This is a genomic window from Bacillus salacetis, from assembly GCF_003581585.1.
GTDB lineage: Bacteria > Bacillota > Bacilli > Bacillales > Bacillaceae_B > Rossellomorea > Rossellomorea salacetis.
The window spans coordinates 1-20,736 of sequence record NZ_QXIR01000005.1; the positions used below are offsets into that span (position 1 = coordinate 1).

General features: G+C 43.4%; 22 protein-coding genes. 19 read left to right on the forward strand and 3 right to left on the reverse strand.

The features are described from left to right. The 3 genes from D3H55_RS24725 to coaD all read left to right on the forward strand — a co-directional run. Positions 1–248: hypothetical protein (locus D3H55_RS24725; protein WP_205685390.1), on the forward strand; the 248-nt coding region annotated here is incomplete at its 5' end. A 106-nt stretch (positions 249–354) separates the two neighbouring features. Beyond that, on the forward strand, positions 355–915 hold the full coding sequence (gene rsmD, locus D3H55_RS05150; RefSeq protein WP_119545853.1) for a 16S rRNA (guanine(966)-N(2))-methyltransferase RsmD: 561 nt from the start codon (positions 355–357) through the stop codon (positions 913–915). 48 nt (positions 916–963) lie between these two features. Beyond that, a complete protein-coding gene (coaD, locus tag D3H55_RS05155; RefSeq protein ID WP_119545854.1) occupies positions 964–1,446 on the forward strand; it encodes a pantetheine-phosphate adenylyltransferase in 483 nt (160 codons plus the stop codon). Positions 1,447–1,485: 39 nt separating this feature from the next. On the opposite strand, the gene ylbJ is transcribed toward coaD, so the two are convergent. After that, entirely contained in the window at positions 1,486–2,709 is a 1,224-nt protein-coding gene (gene ylbJ, locus D3H55_RS05160) for a sporulation integral membrane protein YlbJ (RefSeq protein WP_119545855.1), read from the reverse strand. Positions 2,710–2,898: 189 nt separating this feature from the next. On the opposite strand from ylbJ, the gene D3H55_RS05165 reads away from it, so the two are divergent. After that, positions 2,899–3,681: a patatin-like phospholipase family protein gene (locus D3H55_RS05165; protein ID WP_119545856.1), complete on the forward strand. Its 783-nt coding sequence runs from the start codon at positions 2,899–2,901 to the stop codon at positions 3,679–3,681. A gap of 6 nt (positions 3,682–3,687) precedes the next feature. Continuing rightward, the gene (locus tag D3H55_RS05170; RefSeq protein ID WP_240628492.1) at positions 3,688–4,728 is read left to right on the forward strand and encodes a SepM family pheromone-processing serine protease; all 1,041 of its coding nucleotides are present in this window, start codon (positions 3,688–3,690) and stop codon (positions 4,726–4,728) included. A 182-nt stretch (positions 4,729–4,910) separates the two neighbouring features. Here the strand turns inward: D3H55_RS05170 and D3H55_RS05175 are convergent, their stop codons facing one another. After that, complete coding sequence (locus D3H55_RS05175; protein ID WP_119545857.1) at positions 4,911–6,131, reverse strand: nucleotidyltransferase; 1,221 nt, start codon at positions 6,129–6,131, stop codon at positions 4,911–4,913. 150 nt (positions 6,132–6,281) lie between these two features. Here D3H55_RS05175 and D3H55_RS05180 point away from each other — a divergent pair, with 150 nt between their 5' ends. The 4 genes from D3H55_RS05180 to D3H55_RS05195 all read left to right on the forward strand — a co-directional run bounded on the left by D3H55_RS05180 (position 6,282) and on the right by D3H55_RS05195 (position 8,748). Continuing rightward, the gene (locus D3H55_RS05180; protein ID WP_119545858.1) at positions 6,282–6,821 is read left to right on the forward strand and encodes a YceD family protein; all 540 of its coding nucleotides are present in this window, start codon (positions 6,282–6,284) and stop codon (positions 6,819–6,821) included. A 64-nt stretch (positions 6,822–6,885) separates the two neighbouring features. After that, complete coding sequence (gene rpmF, locus D3H55_RS05185; protein ID WP_006836756.1) at positions 6,886–7,059, forward strand: 50S ribosomal protein L32; 174 nt, start codon at positions 6,886–6,888, stop codon at positions 7,057–7,059. 167 nt (positions 7,060–7,226) lie between these two features. Next, positions 7,227–7,994 (forward strand): enoyl-CoA hydratase/isomerase family protein, encoded by a 768-nt coding sequence (locus D3H55_RS05190; protein WP_119545859.1) that lies wholly within the window; start codon positions 7,227–7,229, stop codon positions 7,992–7,994. Between the two features lie 121 nt (positions 7,995–8,115). Beyond that, positions 8,116–8,748, forward strand: a complete 633-nt coding sequence (locus D3H55_RS05195) for an RsfA family transcriptional regulator (RefSeq protein ID WP_119545860.1) — start codon at positions 8,116–8,118, stop codon at positions 8,746–8,748. Positions 8,749–8,795: 47 nt separating this feature from the next. Here the strand turns inward: D3H55_RS05195 and D3H55_RS05200 are convergent, their stop codons facing one another. Beyond that, positions 8,796–9,269 (reverse strand): N-acetyltransferase, encoded by a 474-nt coding sequence (locus D3H55_RS05200; RefSeq protein WP_119545861.1) that lies wholly within the window; start codon positions 9,267–9,269, stop codon positions 8,796–8,798. Positions 9,270–9,526: 257 nt separating this feature from the next. Here D3H55_RS05200 and D3H55_RS05205 point away from each other — a divergent pair, with 257 nt between their 5' ends. The 10 genes from D3H55_RS05205 (at position 9,527) to D3H55_RS05250 (ending at position 20,718) form a co-directional block, all read left to right on the forward strand. Continuing rightward, entirely contained in the window at positions 9,527–10,873 is a 1,347-nt protein-coding gene (locus D3H55_RS05205) for an acetyl-CoA carboxylase biotin carboxylase subunit (protein WP_119545862.1), read from the forward strand. Positions 10,874–10,905: 32 nt separating this feature from the next. After that, positions 10,906–11,118 (forward strand): biotin/lipoyl-binding carrier protein, encoded by a 213-nt coding sequence (locus tag D3H55_RS05210; RefSeq protein ID WP_119545863.1) that lies wholly within the window; start codon positions 10,906–10,908, stop codon positions 11,116–11,118. Positions 11,119–11,194: 76 nt separating this feature from the next. Continuing rightward, positions 11,195–12,733 carry an acyl-CoA carboxylase subunit beta gene (locus D3H55_RS05215; RefSeq protein WP_119545864.1) on the forward strand — a complete coding sequence of 513 codons (1,539 nt, stop codon included), beginning with the start codon at positions 11,195–11,197 and terminating at the stop codon, positions 12,731–12,733. A gap of 108 nt (positions 12,734–12,841) precedes the next feature. Continuing rightward, positions 12,842–13,759, forward strand: a complete 918-nt coding sequence (locus tag D3H55_RS05220; RefSeq protein ID WP_119545865.1) for a 2-dehydropantoate 2-reductase — start codon at positions 12,842–12,844, stop codon at positions 13,757–13,759. Then, positions 13,760–14,146, forward strand: coding sequence for a DUF3397 domain-containing protein (locus D3H55_RS05225; protein ID WP_119545866.1), 387 nt, complete (start codon positions 13,760–13,762; stop codon positions 14,144–14,146). Between the two features lie 89 nt (positions 14,147–14,235). Next, on the forward strand, positions 14,236–15,855 hold the full coding sequence (gene bshC, locus D3H55_RS05230) for a bacillithiol biosynthesis cysteine-adding enzyme BshC (RefSeq protein WP_119545867.1): 1,620 nt from the start codon (positions 14,236–14,238) through the stop codon (positions 15,853–15,855). 815 nt (positions 15,856–16,670) lie between these two features. Further along, a complete protein-coding gene (gene mraZ, locus D3H55_RS05235; protein ID WP_119545868.1) occupies positions 16,671–17,102 on the forward strand; it encodes a division/cell wall cluster transcriptional repressor MraZ in 432 nt (143 codons plus the stop codon). Between the two features lie 82 nt (positions 17,103–17,184). Then, positions 17,185–18,117 (forward strand): 16S rRNA (cytosine(1402)-N(4))-methyltransferase RsmH, encoded by a 933-nt coding sequence (rsmH, locus tag D3H55_RS05240; protein WP_119545869.1) that lies wholly within the window; start codon positions 17,185–17,187, stop codon positions 18,115–18,117. Positions 18,118–18,142: 25 nt separating this feature from the next. Next, complete coding sequence (gene ftsL / locus D3H55_RS05245; RefSeq protein ID WP_119545870.1) at positions 18,143–18,508, forward strand: cell division protein FtsL; 366 nt, start codon at positions 18,143–18,145, stop codon at positions 18,506–18,508. Then, on the forward strand, positions 18,505–20,718 hold the full coding sequence (locus D3H55_RS05250; protein WP_119545871.1) for a penicillin-binding protein: 2,214 nt from the start codon (positions 18,505–18,507) through the stop codon (positions 20,716–20,718). The genes ftsL and D3H55_RS05250 overlap by 4 nt, the downstream gene beginning before the upstream one ends. Positions 20,719–20,736 lie beyond the last annotated feature (18 nt).

Sequence of the window (20,736 nt, forward strand, 5' to 3'; positions counted from 1 at the left end):
TCTTTTTTTCTCTTTGGAACATTTGCCTGTCGGGGCTGATCAGGGCGCTTGCGCTTTATAATAAAAAAAACCCCGCAGGAATTCTGCAGGGCCCTTCTCATTCCACTAGGGATAGAAGGCAAAGGGAGAGGAGAAACCGGAGGAAGAACTTATGGGGAAACGTAAGTCTTCTCCGCGGTTGGCAACAACACCAGATAAAGATGTTGTTACTAGCATTATCACCAGTGAACTCACTTTTATACATTTAAAGATAAATTTTCAACGTGATTCAACACGTTTCGACGATTGATAGCAAAAGCGGAATATATATGGTAGGATATAAAAGAAATAAATACATATTCAGTGGTGAATGCTATGAGAGTGATTTCTGGAGAATGCAAAGGCAGGCCTTTGAAGGCGGTTCCGGGCAGCGGCACCAGACCGACAACAGATAAGGTAAAAGAAGCCATTTTCAATATCATCGGCCCTTATTTTGAGTCAGGGACCGGATTGGACCTGTTCGCAGGAAGCGGCGGCCTTGGAATAGAGGCAATGAGCAGAGGGCTGGAAAAGGTGATCTTTGTAGATAAGGATTATAAAGCAATCCAAACCATCAAGAGCAACCTGGAGTACTGCGGATACGGCGATAATAGCGAGGTTTACAGGAATGATGCTGGAAGGGCAATTAAAGCTGTGATTAAAAGAGGTTTAACTTTCCACTATGTTTTCCTGGATCCCCCTTATAAAAAGCAGAAGCTGCAGGAACTTTTGGAGGAGATTGAAGAAAATGACTTATTGATTGAAAGCGGTTACGCGGTATGCGAGCACAGTTCCGATATTGTTTTGCCGAAGGAAATAGGATGCCTGCATTCGGTTAGAACAGAGTCCTACGGGATCATTGGCATAACAATATATCAGAAAATAAAGCAGCTGTAGTACAAACCAGGATTAGTAAGTGTGAATGAAGGAAAGGGGGCTTCGAGCATGTCGAGTATCGCTGTCTGCCCGGGAAGTTTTGATCCGATTACATATGGACACCTTGATATCATATCCCGAGGGGCAAAAGTTTTCGATAAACTATATATTACGGTATTAAACAATTCCACCAAGAAACCTATGTTTTCTGTAGAAGAAAGAATAGAGCTTATTCGCGAGGTAACCAAGGATATCCCTAATGTGGAAGTCGATTCATTCCAAGGGCTTCTTATGGATTATGCTAAAAGTGTGAAAGCGAATGCGATTCTGCGCGGCCTGAGGGCTGTTTCGGATTTTGAGTATGAGATGCAGATAACATCAATGAACAGAGTGCTTGATGAGAGTATTGAAACATTCTTTATCATGACAAACAATCAATATTCTTTTTTAAGTTCTTCCATCGTTAAAGAGGTGGCTAAATACAACGCGGATATTTCTGAACTGGTTCCAAAGCCGGTAGAATTGGCGCTGCAGAAGAAGAATGATTTATAAAGCATCAGGCTGCATTCATATGAATGCAGCCTGAATTCATTAGAACCTGGCTTCGTCCCTGATCTTCATAATATAGAGGATGATGTACACCACTAAGGAAGTTAAGGTGATGAGAGGGCCCCAATGCTTCATCCACATCATTGCCTGCTGCCAGAACTGCCAATCAAACTGGTTGAAAACAGGAACAGCATTCGATGGTTTGTCATGGTAAAAACGGATATAAATCGGTTTCCAGATCATAATGGTAATGATGGCAGCTGCAGACCCGTGAATCAGTCTTGCCATAAAAAATGGCCGGAAACGTATATCAGTTTGGGCAAGGATGCTTGCTGCCTGGGCCTGAACACTGAAACCGCTGAACCCAAGGATGAAGCTTACCATTATCGCCTGCTGCAGAAGGGTCGCTTGTTCGACACCACTGGTCATCTGGCTTCCAAGTGTGATCTCAAATAACCCTGAAATAAAAGGGAGACTCAAGTTTTCGGGCAGCATCAGCATCCTGAAAAAAATGTTTAGAGCGTCAGCAGCAAAAGGTGTTATCTGCAATTGAAACAGCAGCTTGTTGATGACTGAAAACAGAATGATGAATCCGCCGATTCCCAATAAAGTCTGTATGGAAGAGTTCACTGAATCTCCCAATTGCTTTCCTATGGGTCTTTTTTCATTGATCCTGGTATGGTGCAGTGCGGATAATGCTTCTTTGATAGAAAATTTATCAGACGAAGGCTGGCGGTACCCGCCTTCCTCTTTACGCCCGTGAAAACTCATGATGAGCCCGACACAGAAATTACCCAGATAATGAGCGCATGCAAGGATAATACCCAAATGGGGATTGTGGAAGAATCCAATGGATACCGCACTGAATATAAACAGCGGATTAGATGAGTTAGTAAAGGATACAAGGCGCTCTGCCTCGATCTGTGTAAGTTGTTTTTCCTGCCGAAGGCGTGCTGTAAGCTTTGCGCCAGCTGGAAAGCCTGAAGCCATTCCCATTGCCCAGACAAATCCCCCGACACCTGGAACCCTGAAAAGCGGGCGCATAAGAGGTTCAAAGATGACCCCGATGAACTTTACGATCCCAAACCCAATCAGTAACTCGGAAATAATGAAAAAAGGCAGCAAGGAAGGAAAGACAATTTCCCACCACATGTTGAGCCCCCTGATCGATGCATCGAAAGATTCTTGAGGAAATATAATAAGTGAAACGGCAAGAGTTGTAACAGAAACCGCTAAAGTGGCTGTTTTAAAATGAGAAGCATTCAATCTGTTCCCCCCTGGTTTGTTGACGGAAAGTTCAATTTCCTCGTCTTGTAGATAATGTAAATAGTGTTAAAATGTAATTATATTTCGTGATCAGCAATCACAACTCGTCCTCATATTATTGAAATATACTCATAGGCGTTGAAATTAGACCATAAGATGATAACAATCGAAGAAAAAGGGGGAGCCCAAGTGGACCAGCCCAAAATTGGCTTAGCTCTCGGTTCCGGGGGTGCAAGAGGTTTTGCCCATCTGGGAGTACTGATGGCCTTGAAAGAGGAAGGCGTCCCTGTGGATATGATCGCCGGCAGCAGCATGGGGGCACTCGTCGCCTGTTTTTACGGTGTTGGGCATAATATGGAAGATTTATATAAATTGTCGACCGCTTTCCGCAGAAAATACTATCTTGATTTTACCGTACCCAAAATGGGGTTTATAGCAGGCAAGAGGATTAAGCAGTTTGTAAGGCTTTTCACCCATAATAAAAATATTGAGGACCTCAGTATCCCGATATCGGTTGTAGCTACAGACCTGACTAATGGTGAAAGAGTGGTATTTAAAGACGGGCCGATAGCTGATGCTGTCAGGGCAAGTATAAGCATACCAGGTATATTTGTCCCTGAAAAAATCGATGGAAAGCTGCTTGTTGATGGAGGGGTCATAGACAGGGTTCCAGTCTCTGTGGTCAAAGAAATGGGAGCTGATATCGTCATAGGTGTGGATGTCGCCCAAGTCAAGCAAAATGCCGAGATAGCAACAGTTTATGATGTTATAATGCAAAGCATTGATATACTGCAAAAGGAAATTGTCCGGCACCGGGATCTCCGTGCGGACTTCATGCTCAGACCCAGTGTAGAGAAATATAGTTCCAGAGCATTCACTAATACGGAAGAAATCATTGCGGTGGGTGAAGAGGAAGCAAAGAAGATTATTCCCTCAATCAAGAAAGCGATTGAAGAATGGAAGGAGAAGTAACAGTCAGTGTCTCAAAAAACGTGGATCCGTATCTTAGTCATCATGACAATACTTATTGCAGCAAGTTCATTTTATTACTTGCCTTATTATGTTACCAAGCCTGGGAGCGCAAAGGATCTTGATCCGATAATAGAGGTCGAAGATGGATATGAAGATGAAGGGAAACTGATGCTGACGACTGTCAGGATGGGCAAGGCAAATATCTATGCCTACTTACTTGCTTCCTTCAGAAAATATGAACATATCTACCCGGTGGAAGAAATCAGGAGTTCGGAAGAAACTGACGAAGAATATAATGTCAGGCAGCTCCACTTGATGGAATCTTCAAAGTTGAATGCTATAGAAGTTGCCTTTGAACATGCTGATAAATCTTATTCATTCCATTATAACGGCGTGTATGTTTTGAATGTATATGACGGGATGCCTGCTGCCGAAGTTTTGGAACCGGGTGATATGATCACTGCCATCGATGGCCAGGAATTCAGTTCTTCCCAGGAATTCATCGATTATATAAATGGAAAGAAAGTCGGGGACTCAGTAGATGTCACTTTTACCAGGGAGGGCAGGACACAGGAAGAAGAGATTCCTCTTGCCGAATTCACCGCCAGTCAAGGGAAGATAGGATTGGGTATCGGTCTGGTGGATGACAAAGAAATTATTACAGATCCCAAGGTGACCATGAATACTGAGAAAATAGGCGGACCTTCAGCAGGACTCATGTTCAGCCTGCAGATTTATAATGAGCTGGTCGAGAGGGATATCACTCATGGAATGGAGATTGCAGGGACGGGTACCATTTCTTCCAATGGAACGGTGGGAAGAATTGGCGGAATCGAGCAAAAAGTAATTGCAGCCGATAAAGCCGGTGCGGAAATTTTCTTTGCACCGATGGATATTATCCCTGACAGCCTAAGGAAATCCAACCCTGACCTGGAGCCCAATTACAAAGAAGCCTTGAAAACAGCTGAAGAAATTGGTACCGATATGAAGATTGTCCCTGTTAAGAAATTCGATGATGCGCTGACCTATCTGGATTCTATAAAATGAACGAAAAGAACTGAACACAAGCTGTTCAGTTCTTTTTGTTGGGGCCCTTCTTTAACCACTTAATCCATTTACCAAAGTATTGGCCAGATTCCTTTGAAATACTTTAACAAGGAAGAAAAGAGATGTTCGTCCTTTCCCCGGGTACCAATGGAATACAGAACTCTTCCGAAAACACTTTGGCTTCATTCATTTTTCAAATATACAGGGGGCTGTTTGAATTCCTGTTCGATGAGCTTTCTTTGAATATCAGGATTCTTCGACCCCAGGGCATAAATGTCTACTGCTTTAACGTCCAGGTAAATGTCGTCCGGGTCAGCGGAAGACAGCTTGCTGATTAAAGGAAGTGACAGCTCTTTTTTATGAAGGTTAAGGTAGTCCCTTCCGGTATCAGTCATGCCAAGCAGCCGGATATATTGCGGGGAAGGATGTTTATTCATCTCCTTCTTGGTTGTGTTTGTAAGGATGTGGAGGGCCATCCGCTGCAGCCTTGTCCACGTGTATCTCTTTGTCTTGACGGTTACCATAAACTCCTGAAAACTTGAGGAAGAGTATGCAGCAGATTTAAACCTGTTCTCGATTCCTTCTTCGATTTCATAAATTCCTGAGAGCTGCTCAGGAGAGGAAGAGAGGATCTTGTACTTCAACAAAGGGAAATAATGTTCCCAGTCATGGAACACACCATATGTATCCTGATATGCTTCCAATTCTTCAAACGTTGATGGAGGTATGAAAGATCGAACAGATTTGATATTTCCTTTCTTTTTCCCCAGTTCCTTGCGAATGCTCGTGGCACTCGCAATCGTCTCATCTGTAAAGCCTTCATCATGATAGTTTGCATTCTTTCTGCCAAGTGTATAAGCCTTCATTCCGGAAGCTATCGAGTTCCTTGCCTGGATATAATGATAACCGAGAATGTTATTTGGCAAGGATAAATTCACAAGGTCCTGTTTATCATCAAGACTCTGAAATGCTTTTGAGAGTGCGGAAGGATAGCTCATTCCCAGCTTGATATACTCCTGGACAAAAGCATTATACTTTTCTTCATGCCTGTGGAGATATCTGACCGTTTCTTCAAAAGCTGCAATGTCTCCTGATTCACTTCCAAAACAAAATGCGGAACACTTCAGGGCATCCAATAGCGTTACTGCTCCTGAAGCAAATATTTCAGCATGCTGGGTAGCAAATGCATAAGGAAGCTCAACCACTATATCAGCACCTGCATTCAATGCCATTTTAGTCCGCGACCATTTTGAAACGATAGCCGGTTCCCCTCGCTGCAGAAAATTACCGCTCATGACAGCAATGATCAGATCAGCATTTGTCATTTTTCTTGTCTCGGTTAAATGGTGCAAATGCCCATTATGAAAAGGGTTATATTCCACAATAACGCCCGCTGCTTTCATTTCTTTTTCACATCCTTTAAAATGGGTAGTAAATACTCATAATTACAAGTTATAATTACAACACTATGCTTGTAAAGAGTGTAAAGAAAAAATATTGACAAAAGGTATTATGAAAGCTATAATTACCTTTGTTGCCTTGAGGTGATTAAATTGAAATGGTCAATTATTCAATTGCAAAAGTTTCGAGATAAGGGATTAATCCTTGATGAAACGGTTGATGCAAGTGAAGTGAAAACACTTGATCCTCAGATACGGGATGTTTCGCCAATCCATCTCACTGGAAGAGCGGACATCAGTTCTGATAAGGTAACCTTCCATCTTAATATCGAAGGTGAACTTGTTCTGCCTTGCTCAAGAACGCTGGAAGATGTTCATTTTCCGGTTGATATTGATACTGTTGAAACATTCTTGCTTAAAGCGAATGACTACGATCAATATGAAGAGGAAGAAGTGCACAGGATTCAGGGTGAAGTTATCGACTTGATGCCTGTCATCAAGGAATTGCTTGTCCTTGAAATACCGATGCAGGTTTTCAGCGAAAAAGCGAAAGAAGATGAAAAACTTCCTTCAGGAAAGAACTGGGAGGTCATCACCGAAGAGCAGGCCAAACAGGCAGAAGAAGAGGAAAAGAAAGTCGACCCTCGGCTTGCAGGTCTTGCAAAGCTTCTTGATCAGGACAAGAACTCTTAAAAAGCATGTGAACCAGCTCGCTCTGGATTCATCATAACATATCTCTGTAAGGAGGTGGGAAGAAATGGCAGTACCTTTTAGAAGAACATCTAAAACAGCAAAGAGAAAACGCCGTACACATTTCAAGTTAAATGTACCTGGTATGGTTGCATGCCCGAATTGCGGGGAAATGAAACTAGCTCACCGTGTATGTAAAGAGTGCGGTACTTATAAAGGAAAAGAAGTTGTAAATAAATAATTTTTATTTGCAGCAAAAAAGCGTGAAGAGACCATGGCTCTTCACGCTTTTTTTATTGGGCATAGAAAGATGCTGTATTTCATGTTTCAATGAACTTTTGTATTATAGAAATGGATACTTCCAATTTGATACATAATTCGGTTTCATTATAAGGAATGGAGGCAGTCATGGGAGAATATTTATTAGATGAAACAAAAGAAGGAGCTCTTATCTTCACTATCAACAGGGAGGACAAGCGTAATGCCATTAACTATGAAGTTATGGAAGGGCTTAAAGCTGCATTGGAAGAGGCAGCTGGAAATAATCAGATCAAAATGCTCATCATTACCGCAGCAGGAGATAAAGCATTCTGCTCAGGAGGGGACCTGGATGCGTTCCATGGGTTGAAGTCTGAAGAACAGGCCTATTCCATGTTGAGAAAAATGGGGGACATACTCTATCAATTGGCTGTGCTCCCAAAATTGACTGTGGCATTGATAAACGGAATTGCCGCAGGAGGAGGATGTGAAATTGCCGCGGCATGTGACTTCCGGATTGCGCGAAAGGGAGTTAAGATGGGCTTTATCCAGGGGAAGCTCTCCATCACTACCGGCTGGGGCGGAGGGAGCCTGCTGATGGAACGGATTCGCTGTACCGATGCTCTCTATCTTTTGGGAACTGCAGGATTGTACGAGTCTGAGAGAATGCATCAATTGGGCTTTGTTAATCACCTGCTTGATAAAACGGACAAAGAGTCGGCACTTCAAGTGATGGAAGGATTTTTGGCGCGGGATGTGCATGTTTTGTCTGCTTATAAGCAGATGATGAAGGAAAAATGGGAAGCAGGGCAGCTCCCTGGAAGAATAGAAAAGGAAATAAGGAAATGCGCTGAATTATGGGCAAAAGATGAACATCATACAGCTGTGGAGAACTTTTTGTCTAATAGGAAAAAATAGTAAATTCCCTGTAAATGAGCTTAAGGACTTTAAAATAATAAAAATTAAGTAATATATTCTATCTTTTCTACCATAAACATAAGTATGGATTAATAAATACATTCATACAGGAGGGATAGGAGTGACTTCTAATAGACAAGATGCCTGGAGTCAGGATGAAGATCTATTGCTTGCCGAGGTGGTCCTTCGCCATATCAGAGAAGGCGGCACTCAGCTTCAGGCTTTCGAAGAGGTAGGAAGAAAATTGTCAAGGACAGCTGCTGCATGTGGTTTCCGCTGGAATTCATTTGTGCGCAAACAGTACAAATCGGGAATTGAACTTGCCAAAAGACAGCGGAAAGAAAATAAAAAACAGCCTGCACTTTCGCAGACCGCAGAAGTTGAACAGCCTCAAGCGAAACTGGAAACCGTTCCATTCAAAAAGGCTGCAGCAGAGTCTGAGCCAAGTAAATTGACATTAAATGAGGTCATAGAATTCCTGGAAAGTCTGAAGGGAAGCTTGAGCCAGGACAGGGAGCTGGAATCTGCATATAAAAAGCTCGAGGAATACACTGAAATACTTGAGCAGCAAATTGATAAACTAAAGGAAGCCAATGCAGCCTATCAGGAAAAGCTGGAATTGCTTGAGGAAGATCACCAATCCCTCCTTTCCATTTTTGAGAAGGCAAGGAAAATGGCGCTGCTTCAGGAAAATGAAGATAAGGTTAAATTTCAGATGGATAAAAACGGCAACCTTCAACGGCTGCAAAAATAATACAAAAGGCTGACTTGGCGTCAGCCTTTTGTATTATTTCAGACGGGTTAATTCTTTTGCTCACTTACTCCTTCCGGAAGCCAGATCAGCGGGTTTTGACCGAGATCCCTGTCCATATCATAGGTAGCTTTCTCGAACCCCATCTGTTCCCAAAAACCATGGGATTGGATTCTTGGATTGGTTTTTATAGCCATATTGAAGCTTTTTGCGAAATCCACCAGTACTCTTCCATATCCTTTTTTCTGGTATGCAGGCAACACTTCCAGTTTCCAGAGCTCAAGATAATTCTGTGGAGGATCGAAATACTGATCATACCGTGAGTCCCTTTCATAAAGACTCATACGTGCAATGAGAGTATCCCCGAAGTATATCCCGTAAAAAGGGGATTCACTGTTATTTTCAATTATATTGGACTCCAGATCCTCCATCATTGAAAGTTCCTGAACTCCATATTCCCTGAACTTCTTGAATTCTTCCAGTGTTTTGTAATTCACTTTAAGCTTTTCGACCTTTACTGTCATAACGGGTACCTCCTGCGCATATGAAATGGACAGCTTCTTCTCTGCAAGGATTACAATTGAAATAAGAAAAGAAGATTCTATTCAATCACTTCATCCATTACTATATTTTTAGATTGTGATATTATCATTATATAACAAAAATACAAAAAATTCTGCACTCACGAAAGAAAGCGTTTGCAAATATAGGAGGATTTTTTGTTTTTTTGTAGAAAGTATCTACTAGATTAAGTTTCATGTTCTAAGAAAGGGGTTATGTTGTGCAGAAGATTTTAGTGGCAAACAGGGGAGAAATTGCTTCAAGAATAATCCGTACATGTAAGGAAATGGGAATCGAAACGATCGCAATCTATTCAGATGCCGATAAAGATATGCCATATGTGAAGGAAGCTGGAAGTGCATTCAGAATCGGAGAACCGCCAGTGAATAAATCCTACTTGCAGGCAGATGCCATCCTGGATATCGCAAGCCGGGAAAAGGCAGATGGAATTCATCCTGGTTATGGCCTGTTATCTGAGAATAGCGAATTTGCTGCGAAGACAAGAGACAGGGGTATTACGTTCATCGGTCCTTCAGCAGAAGTTATGAAAATGATGGGGGATAAGGTTGCAGCAAGGAAGACAATGATGGAGGCGAAGGTACCGGTTGTGCCCGGTAGTGACGGGGGAGTTGCTTCAATTGAAGAAGCCAAGTCGGTTGCCGGGTCAATCGGGTATCCTGTGATGCTGAAAGCCAGCAGTGGTGGCGGCGGCATCGGAATGATTCGCTGTAATGATGAGCAAGCGCTCGTTCAAAGCTTCGATTCTACCAAAAACAGGGCAAAAGCCTATTTCGGACATGATGAAGTATTTCTGGAGAAGTGTATTGATAATGCCAGACACATTGAAATCCAGATTTTTGGTGATGAGAAAGGGAATCTCATTCATCTGTTTGAAAGAAACTGTTCAGTCCAGAGGCGTAATCAAAAAGTGATTGAAGAGGCACCTTCACCTGATCTATCCCAAAAGGCGAAAGAAAAGATGTATGAGGCGGCAGTGCGTGCGGGTAAAGCAGTCGGATATTTCAATGCCGGTACGGTTGAATTTATTGTCGACAATGAAGAAAATTTTTATTTCCTGGAAATGAATACCAGGCTGCAGGTTGAGCATCCGGTTACCGAAAGCATAACGAACCTGGACCTGGTCAAGTGGCAGATACTTGTAAGCCGGGGAGAGGAACTTCCTATACCGAGTCAGGAAGGAATCCTAAATAGAGGTCATGCAATTGAGTTCCGGGTCTATGCCGAGGATCCTAAGACATTTTTCCCCTCACCGGGAACTATTTCTTCCATTTCTTGGGGAATCTCAGAAAATGCGCGTATAGACAGTGGTTACGAAGAAGGGAATAATGTGACTCCTTTCTATGATCCGATGATTGCAAAGGTAGTCATACAAGGCAGCAGCCGTGAAGGATGTATCGCTGAAGCAGTGAAGTTTTTTGAAGGAACCGAAATAGAGGGAGTGAAGACGAACATTCCCCTTTTCAAGGAAATCCTCGATGAAGAGAGCTTTAAGGACGGCTCATATAATACTGCCTGGCTCAGTTCCAGGACAGCGGTAAGGAAGTAGAGAAAAATGAGATTAATTAGGAGGAACGAAATATGAAAGAAATCACAGCATCAATGGCAGGCACAGTATTAAATGTTTTAGTGGAAAGCGGGGCAGAGGTCAATGGCGGAGACACCATCCTTATGCTTGAATCAATGAAAATGGAGATCCCGGTAGAGGCAGAAGCATCGGGGAAAGTTTCCGAAATAAAGGTGAGCGCAGGGGATTTTGTTAACGAAGGCGATGTCCTCATTACATTTGAATAATTCATAAGTACTTTTGGAAACTGCCGGTCAGGAAGGGAGTCCTGATTGGCAGCTGATCACGAAGGGGGAAATTTTAGTGAGTCAAAAAACATACGAACATGTACTGGAAGGGAAAAGGGAGGAAATATCCGGCGGAGGCCATCCAAAATATCATGAAAAATTGAAGGAGCAAAACAAGCTATTTGTCAGGGACAGATTGAATTTATTATTCGATAACGGCGAATATCAGGAAGATGGTATGTTTGCCAATTGCCAGGAGGAAGGACTTCCGGCTGACGGGGTAGTGACTGCGACAGGGAAAATCGGCGGCCGGACAGTTTGTGTAATGGCAAATGATTCGACCGTCAAAGCCGGCTCTTGGGGAGCCAGGACTGTTGAAAAGATTATCCGTATCCAGGAAACGGCCTTGAACTTGAAAGTGCCGATTCTCTATCTTGTTGATTCGGCTGGAGCCAGGATTACCGATCAGCTCGAAATGTTCCCAAACCGAAGAGGCGCAGGAAAGATTTTTCATAATCAGGTGAAAATGTCAGGCATGGTTCCGCAAATCTGTCTGTTGTTTGGTCCTTCTGCGGCAGGCGGTGCATACATACCTGCCTTCTGTGACATCGTCATAATGGTGGACGGAAATGCTTCCATGTATTTAGGTTCGCCGCGGATGGCTGAGAAAGTTATCGGTGAGAAAGTGACACTTGAAGAAATGGGCGGAGCGAGAATGCATTGTTCTGTGAGCGGCGTCGGGGACATGCTGGCTTATTCTGAGGAAGAAGCGATCAAAGCAGCGAAGGATTATCTTGCCTACTTTCCGGCAAACTACCTTCAGAAACCTGCTGGTATCGAAAGCGTGAAACCTAAAGAAGGAAGGACATTGGAACAAATCATACCTGAGCATCAAAACGCACCTTTTGATATGTATGAGTGCATCGATTCCTTGATTGACGAAGGAAGTTTCTTTGAAATGAAGAAGTTGTTTGCTCAGGAAATCGTTACAGGATTTGCCCGCATAGATGGCAAGCCTGTAGGAATAATTGCGAATCAGCCAAAAGTGAAGGGCGGAGTGCTTTTTGTCGACTCTGCCGATAAAGCAGCAAAATTCATTACTTTGTGTGATGCCTTCTCCATTCCTTTGCTCTTCCTTGCCGATGTTCCAGGCTTCATGATTGGAACCAAAGTGGAAAGGGCGGGAATCATCAGGCATGGAGCTAAACTTATCGCAGCAATGAGCTCAGCTACAGTGCCAAAGATTTCTGTCATTGTCAGAAAAGCATATGGAGCAGGTTTATACGCGATGGCCGGTCCTGCTTTTGAACCAGATGTATGTATCGCCCTTCCAACTGCCCAAATTGCAGTAATGGGTCCTGAGGCTGCAGTGAATGCGGTCTATTCGAACAAAATTCAGGCCATTGAAGACCCGAAAGAGAGAATTGCCTATGTCCAGGAGAAGCAGAAAGAATACAAGGAACACATCGATATCTATAAACTTGCTTCTGAAATGATTGTAGACGAAATCACAGGGCCGAACGAGCTTCGAGGTGTGCTTATAGAGCGCTTTAAGATCTATGAAACGAAAGAAGTCGAATTCAGTACTCGAAAACATCCGGTATATCCGGTCTGACCATTGGGGAGCCAACCTGCAGATAGAGAATCTGAGGTTGGCTTTTTTAGGTGCCAAACCATTTCATCTGCAAAGAGTCAATGGTAGAATATTCTTATAACTATTATTATGGACGGGATTGAGGGGATGCACATGAAAGTAGGGATAATCGGCGGCGGGGCAATCGGCCTGCTTTTTGCTGCTAATCTCGGTAAAATGTATGATGTTACACTATACGTGAAAAGAACCGCTCAAAAAGACTCCATAAACAGCAAGGGAATCACCCTCTGCTATCAGGAGCAAAAGGAAGTGACCTGGATCAAGGCTGAAAGTGAATTCACCGCCTTATCACAAAATGACCTGCTCATCATCGCTGTTAAGCAATATCACTTAGCTGATATCACCGAGACCATCAGGAAACTCCCGATTGACCTTCCACTCTTGTTCTTGCAGAATGGAATCGGGCATATTGAACTGCTGAACAATCTGCCACATTCCAATCTGTATGTAGGAACCGTCGAACATGGTGCACTAAAGGTTTCGGAATCGAAAGTTGCCCATAAAGGAAGGGGTAAGACCAACATCGCGATTTTTAAAGGCAGTGATGGATTGCCCGGCAAGTTATCGAATGAATGCGTTGATTTCCCTTTCGTCATTATGCCGGATTATGAAATGATGCTTTTGGAGAAGCTGGCAATCAATGCCGTCATCAACCCTTTGACTGCTGTCCTGGGGGTGCGGAACGGGAAATTGATTGAGAATGATGAGTTTGAATACCTTGCTCGAGCGGTTTTTGAAGAAATCTGCCTTTTGTATCCAAAGCTGAATGAGGTAATTAGTTTCAATGACATTAAAGCGGTAGCATTCAATACACGCGGGAACACTTCTTCCATGCTGGCTGATCTTCAGGCGGACAGACAAACGGAAATAGACGCAATATTGGGGGCAGTAATCGCCAGGGCGGACCAAGACCAAGTGCCGATTTCATTCATCCGCTATTTATACAAGATGGTTAAAGGTCTGGATGTTGAAAGGAGGAAAGGATAATTGTCATCTTTTATCTCGGGAGTTGCTGCCATTTTCACTCTCGCCCCTTTCTTAGGATATTTGGCTGCTTTCATAATAATGAAACAACTCAGCGGGAACCACAGGAAAGCAGTGAATGCTGCCGTTAATATTACAACTTTTCTCCTGATCATCTCGGTGCACTTCATTATACTGGCTATTTGGGATAAAGCGCTGGTATGGGTGCTTTTGCTTATACTTCTTATCGGTACCGGTATCCTGTCGATTATCCACTGGAAGGTTAAAGAGGAAATAGTGTTCCGTAAAGTGATAAAAGGTGGATGGAGGCTCAGTTTTCTATTATTCTCCACTGCTTACATCGTTCTTCTTTTTTACGGAATCGCTTCAAGGATAGCCCAAACATTCTAAAACAAATCATCAGGCAAGTTTTTTCCTTTTATTGTTGTGGAATGCTATACTACGAACAGTAAAAGATGGAAGAAAAGGAGTCATTTAATATGGAACTGGAAAGCCTATACATTCCAGCAACAAATCGTTTTGCTTCATTGTACTTACAGCAGCAGCCGCCGGTAACTTCTTTTTTTCATTACAACCTTGGTGATCCGAATCTGTTTGAAAATAGAGTCGCAGACTTGAAGAAGAGGGATTTCCCCAGGCAAGCATTGGCAGAGGTGATCGAAGGGTACATGGAATCATTCCCTTCCAGCAAAGAAGTTGAGGATTCACTGGGTAAGCTGAGAGAAGATGCTTCAGTAATTATCGGAGGCCAGCAGGCGGGACTGTTAACTGGACCGCTCTATACGATACATAAAGTCATTTCCATTATAAAGCTTGCTAAAGAGCAGGAAAAGAAAATAAATTCCCCGGTTATTCCCGTTTTCTGGGTTGCCGGTGAGGATCATGATTATCAGGAAATCAATCACATCTTCACTAAACACCAGGGGCGACTTGAGAAAGTGGGTTACCCGGAACGTTTGGTTGACAAAAGGATGACCAGTGAGTTCATCTATGAAAAAGAAACCATGCGCAAATGGGTGAATCAAGTGATCCATCATTTAGGTGAAACGGAATTTACACAGGACATTTTAATCGATCTGGAAGATGCTATTGAAAGCTGTAATTCTATTGTAGATTTCTTCAGCCATATCATCATGTCGCTGTTCAAGGATTACGGCCTGCTCATCATTGATTCTGCTTATCCTCCACTGCGGGAATTGGAGAAGCCTTTTTTCCTTCAATTAATAGAAGGCAGCGGCTCAATAACTGAAAAGGTAAAGACCCAGCAGGAAGTAATCTCAGGTGAGGGATTTTCTCTTACAATTGATATGAAAGATCATGCTGCCAACCTGTTCGTCACTGAAAATGGAGAACGGATCCTCCTTGAGAAAGAAGGGGAATATTTCCGGGGGAAGAATGGAGAATTCCATTATTCCCAAAGACAGCTCGAAGAAATTCTTCATTCAGATCCTCACAGATTCAGCAATAATGTCGTGACAAGGCCATTAATGCAGGAATGGCTCTTCCCGACCCTCGCATTCATAGCTGGTCCCGGTGAGATAGCCTACTGGGGTGAACTCAAGCAGGCGTTCGAATGGGCGGGCTTCAAGATGCCGCCGATAGTCCCGAGACTGAACTTGACGTTCCTTGAGCGGGATACCGCTAAGATCATCGACGACCTGGAACTTTCACTTCATACAATCCTTTTACAAGGAGTGGAGACAGAAAAGCAAAGCTATTGGGATTCTGTAAAAGATGTTACTCTTGAAACAAGCATTGATGATGCGGAAAGGGCACTCAGAGAATCCTATGAAGAAATCATTCCTAAAGCCGCAATCATTGATAAAGGATTGGAGAGCATCATAGAAAAGAACCTAGCGTTTCATAAACAGCAATTTGATTATCTGAGATTGAAAACAGAGAAGTCTTTGAAAAGTAAGCATCAATTGAAACTCGGAAAGTACGATAGCGTCCAGGCGTCATTGAGGCCGGATGGATCCCCGCAGGAGAGGATCTGGAATTTGTATTATTTCATGAACCGCTATGGAACGGACTTCGTCAGCGAGTTAATGCAGCTGCCATTGGAATTCGACGGTAAGCATAAAGTCATAAAAATTTAAAGCTGCAAAAAAGAAGGTGACCTCACAAAGGCCACTGAAAAAGTCCACAATCCAAAAGGCAGAATCGGTCAGTTCAAAAACGATTCTGCCTTTTGGATTTCGTGTTGTATGAGAAGTGGTGATTTCCGTTTCAGGCGTTCGACTCCGCGGGGCTGGCGGTGAGCCTCCTCAGCTTCGCTTGCGGGGTTACGCTCCAGTGGGTGGGTAACCCTGGACTGACCTGTCACGCTAATCCCGCAAGAGGTCACTCACCTGCCACTCCAATCAGCGTGGCTAAATAATAATAATGACGATATTGTATGCAATTATAATTACTAAACAACATAAATTGTTGTTGAATGGATGAAAACAACAGTAGGTGTCTACCCGGTTTTTGCTTACTCCATTCTACCTGGCCGCACTTTCCGTATAACTATATGTTCTGCCTTGCAGACATACATAGAAAAAAGCCGACTGTCCTTCCTTTTTGGAAGAAGAGTCGGCTTTTTCTTTAAATCAGGCTCTGAAAAATCTAATGATTTCAGTGCCCTCATCTCAGATCCCTTCTTTTTTGCTTTTTTTCCGGCAGTACCTGTCGGGATGACCAAAAACAGGGTGTGATTCCTTCACGAGTTGTAATGAGTGGAAAAGCTCTAAAAACCTCATCTTGCCGGTTGGCCATTTCATTTCCCCCACGTATCCCCACCTTGGTAAAAACCTTTTAAAAAAGAGTGATGAAACATGCAGGAATTCTTGTAAAGAAAAAGAAATTATTTATATGTGGTGAAAAGTGGGGGAATGTGGTACATTTGTGTTAGAAAGTGGGGGCAGTGGATATGTTCATGGGCGAATATCAACATAACATTGATAATAAAGGCCGTTTAATCGTCCCTTCAAAATTCAGGGAGCATCTTGGTGATGCCTTTGTTTTGACCCGTGGACTCGATCAATGTTTATTTGGGTATCCGCTTGAGGAATGGAGAGCATTAGAGGAAAAGCTTAAATCTCTCCCGCTGACCAAGAAAGACGCACGTGCTTTCACCCGGTTTTTCTTTTCCGGTGCAACTGAATGTGACCTGGATAAGACCGGAAGGATCAATATCCCCTCCACACTAACGGGGTATGCAAAGCTTGACAAAGAATGTGTAGTATTGGGAGTTTCCAATCGGATTGAGATTTGGAGTAAGGCTTTATGGGAAGACTATTTCTCACAGTCAGAAGATTCCTTTGCAGAAATCGCTGAAAATATGATTGATTTTGATATTTGATCAGTTCTGCAAAAAACAACAAGCTTTTTGGAAATAGACTTTGCTTACTAAACTTGCAGTTCGATTGGAAAGGTGAATCAGAATGTTTGAACATACAACAGTATTACTGAAAGAAACAGTGGATGGACTTGACATCAAAGAGGATGGCATTTATGTTGACTGCACTCTTGGAGGCGCAGGCCACAGTGAATATTTAGCTTCCCGTTTAGGGGAAGCAGGAAGGCTTTTCTGCTTTGATCAGGACCAGACAGCGATCGATCATGCAAAGGAAAGACTGGCTCCGTACTTGGACAGGGTAACCTTTGTCAGATCGAACTTCCGTTACATTAAGGAGGAACTGAATGAATTGGGGATCCGTCAAGTTGATGGGGTGATGTTCGATCTTGGAGTTTCATCCCCGCAGCTCGATACACCTGAAAGAGGGTTCAGCTACCATCACGATGCTCCGCTTGATATGAGAATGGACATGGAAGGTGACCTGACTGCTCATGAAGTGGTCAATGAATGGCCCTATGGAGATCTGGTGAGAATTTTCTTCCGTTATGGTGAGGAGAAGTTCTCCAAGCAAATTGCGAGGAAGATAGAAGCTGCCAGAGAGGTCAAACCTATTGAAACAACCGGTGAACTGGTAGAACTCATTAAAGACGGCATTCCTGCTCCGGCAAGACGAAAAGGGGGCCACCCTGCTAAGCGGGTGTTCCAGGCAATCAGAATCGCAGTGAATGATGAATTGGATGCTGTTGAAGAGGCGCTTGAAAAATCTATTGAAATTTTGAAGCCTGGCGGAAGAATCAGCGTCATAACCTTTCATTCGCTTGAAGACAGGATTTGCAAGACCATTTTCAGAGAGAAAGCTTCAGGCCCTGACCTCCCGCCGGGATTGCCTGTGATTCCGGATGAGTACAAACCTGAATTGAAATTGGTTAACCGGAAGCCTATACTGCCAAGCGAAGAAGAATTAGAGAGAAATAACAGGGCTCGTTCCGCAAAGTTAAGAGTAGCGGAAAAAGCTTAATCATTAACAGGAGGGAGTAGAGAGAGTGAGCAATTTAGCAAGAAACTATAGAGAGCAGACGATTCAACAGCCTCAGCGTCAGCAGGATGCACTTCCGGTGAGAGAAGGGAGACGCCCGCTGATCACCCCGGGGGAAAAAATCCTGGCAGCGATCATTGGTGTGGTGTTTTGTTTCATGGCAGTTAACATCATTTCAACACAATCGTCCATTTATAAAGCCAATAAAGATATTCAGGTGGTTCAGTCACAAATAGAAAAGCAGGAAAAAGCAAATACCGACCTCACATTGCAAATCAGTGAACTGAGTACATATGAGAGAATCTTGGAAAAAGCGAAAGAACTTGGTCTTGATTTGAAAGAAAAGAATGTTAAGGTTGTGCAGAGTCAATGAACAAGAGACCAGGAATGAGAATTGGAGCGGCCATCCTCTTTGGATTTTTCGGCCTGCTCTTTTTTGTTTTGATGGTACGCTTCGTCACAATACAGGTGACAGGAGAAGCTGATGGGAAGGTATTGGCCGCACAGGCTGCCAAGAAGTACTTGAAAAGCGGTGTTTTAGAAGCAGCAAGAGGGACGATTTTTGATCAAAAAGGAGAAGTGATTGCTGAAGATACATCGGCATATACACTTGTTGCCATACTCGATGAGTCCGTCTCGAAAGACAGTAAGGAGCCAAAGCATGTTACTGATCCTCAAAAGACGGCAGAGGTGCTGTCATCTCTATTGGAGGTTGACCGATCATCCCTCCAAGACCGCCTTTCAAAAGGGATTGAGAACAACCTTTTCCAAGTGGAATTTGGAAGTGCAGGCAGGGGGATATCCCATCAGATGAAACTCCAGATAGAAAAAGAGAAACTGCCGGGGATTACGTTCGTGAAGGAATCCAAACGATTTTATCCCAACGGTATCTTCTCCTCCCACTTAATCGGGTTTGCCCAGAAAGAAGAAAAGGAGGGGAAGACTACCGATATCGTCGGTAAGATGGGTATTGAGAAAAGCCTGGATAAATACCTTACCGGAACGGACGGCAAGGTGAAATATGACAGTGACAAGTGGGGATATATTCTTCCGCAGAGCAAAGAACATGTGACTCCCCCGCATAACGGAAGCGATGTTTATCTGACGATAGATAAAAAAATTCAAACTTTTCTTGAAGAAACAATGAGCAAAGTGGATGAACAGTACAAACCTGAAAAAATGCTCGCAGTGGTGGCTGACCCGAAAACCGGTAAGATACTGGCCATGTCCCAAAGACCGACATTTCACCCTGACACAAGGGATGATTTAATGTCATGGCAAAATGAAATTGTTGAGTCTTCGTATGAGCCTGGCTCTACTTTTAAAAGTTTTTCCCTTGCAGCAGCAGTCGAGGAAGGGGTCTTTGCTCCGGGTGCATATTATGAATCCGGTAAGTACTTTGTCGATGGAAATCCCGTACCTATCCGGGATCATAACGGCGGTGAAGGATGGGGAAGCATAACTTACCTTGAAGGGGTGCAGAGATCTTCCAATGTTGCTTTTGCAAAGCTGATGGATGAGATAGGGCAGGAACGGTATCGTGAGTACCTGGATAAGTTTGGGTTTGGTCAGTTAACAGGCATCGATCTGCCTAACGAGACAGCCGGCAAAATCCTTTACCATTATCCTATTGAGAAGTATACGACGATATTTGGCCAAGGAACCACTGTCACTCCTCTTCAAGTTATCCAGGCGGAAACGGCCATAGCGAATAATGGGAAAATGATGAAACCATATGTGATAGAAAAAATTGTTGACCATGATACAAAGAAGATCGTTAAACAAACTGAGCCGGAAGTTGCAGGAAACCCCATTTCTGCAGAAACAGCCAAAAAGGTAAGGGAATATCTTGCGACCACAGTAACTTCTGAGAAGGGAACCGGGCAGAAGTTTGCAATTGATGGCTATGATGTTGCGGGCAAGTCAGGTACGGCTCAGATACCTGATGAAAAAAACGGTGGATACCAAGTGGGGAAAGAAAATTACCTTTTCTCATTCTTGGGTATGGCTCCTGCGGACGATCCGCAACTGATCGTCTATGTGGCGATTAAAAAGCCTGAGCTAAAGCCGACGGAAATTGGGTCAGATCCGGTTTCGCAAGTGTTTAATCCGGTCATGCTGAACAGTTTGAAATACTTGAATATCAAGCCGCAGGAGACTGAAAGCTTGAAAAGATCTAAGCTTGCTGACGTAACAGGCGAGTCGGTTCAGAAGGCAAAAAAACAACTTGAAGAGTCAGGGCTTTCTGCCGTCATTATTGGAGATGGACAGACGGTCACTGAACAGTCAGCATCACCTGGAGAGGTGTTGCTGCAAGGCGAGAGGATCGTTCTTCGTACAGATGGCAACTTGACTATACCGGATATGAAAGGCTGGTCTGTAAGGGATGTGCTGAAAGTTACAAAGATGGCAAACCTTGACCTTAACATGGTAGGAACGGGATATGTGACCAAGCAGAATATTAAGCCGGACTCCACATTCTCTGAGTCTGAACCATTGGTTGTAACCTTCCAGAGCCCTGAGCAGCAATTGAACGAAAAGAAGAACGAAAATGAAACGGATGAAGAAGCTCCATTAAACTGATCGTAAAGGCCGGAGGGA

Coding starts and splice junctions, on each gene's coding strand:
- D3H55_RS05210 (WP_119545863.1), top strand. CDS start 10,906: ATGAAAGAAATCACAGCATCAATGGCAGGCACAGTATTAAATGTTTTA.
- rsmD (WP_119545853.1), top strand. CDS start 355: ATGAGAGTGATTTCTGGAGAATGCAAAGGCAGGCCTTTGAAGGCGGTT.
- mraZ (WP_119545868.1), top strand. CDS start 16,671: ATGTTCATGGGCGAATATCAACATAACATTGATAATAAAGGCCGTTTA.
- coaD (WP_119545854.1), top strand. CDS start 964: ATGTCGAGTATCGCTGTCTGCCCGGGAAGTTTTGATCCGATTACATAT.
- D3H55_RS05200 (WP_119545861.1), bottom strand. CDS start 9,269: ATGACAGTAAAGGTCGAAAAGCTTAAAGTGAATTACAAAACACTGGAA.
- bshC (WP_119545867.1), top strand. CDS start 14,236: ATGGAACTGGAAAGCCTATACATTCCAGCAACAAATCGTTTTGCTTCA.
- D3H55_RS05250 (WP_119545871.1), top strand. CDS start 18,505: ATGAACAAGAGACCAGGAATGAGAATTGGAGCGGCCATCCTCTTTGGA.
- rpmF (WP_006836756.1), top strand. CDS start 6,886: ATGGCAGTACCTTTTAGAAGAACATCTAAAACAGCAAAGAGAAAACGC.
- D3H55_RS05175 (WP_119545857.1), bottom strand. CDS start 6,131: ATGAAAGCAGCGGGCGTTATTGTGGAATATAACCCTTTTCATAATGGG.
- rsmH (WP_119545869.1), top strand. CDS start 17,185: ATGTTTGAACATACAACAGTATTACTGAAAGAAACAGTGGATGGACTT.
- D3H55_RS05220 (WP_119545865.1), top strand. CDS start 12,842: ATGGACGGGATTGAGGGGATGCACATGAAAGTAGGGATAATCGGCGGC.
- D3H55_RS05190 (WP_119545859.1), top strand. CDS start 7,227: ATGGGAGAATATTTATTAGATGAAACAAAAGAAGGAGCTCTTATCTTC.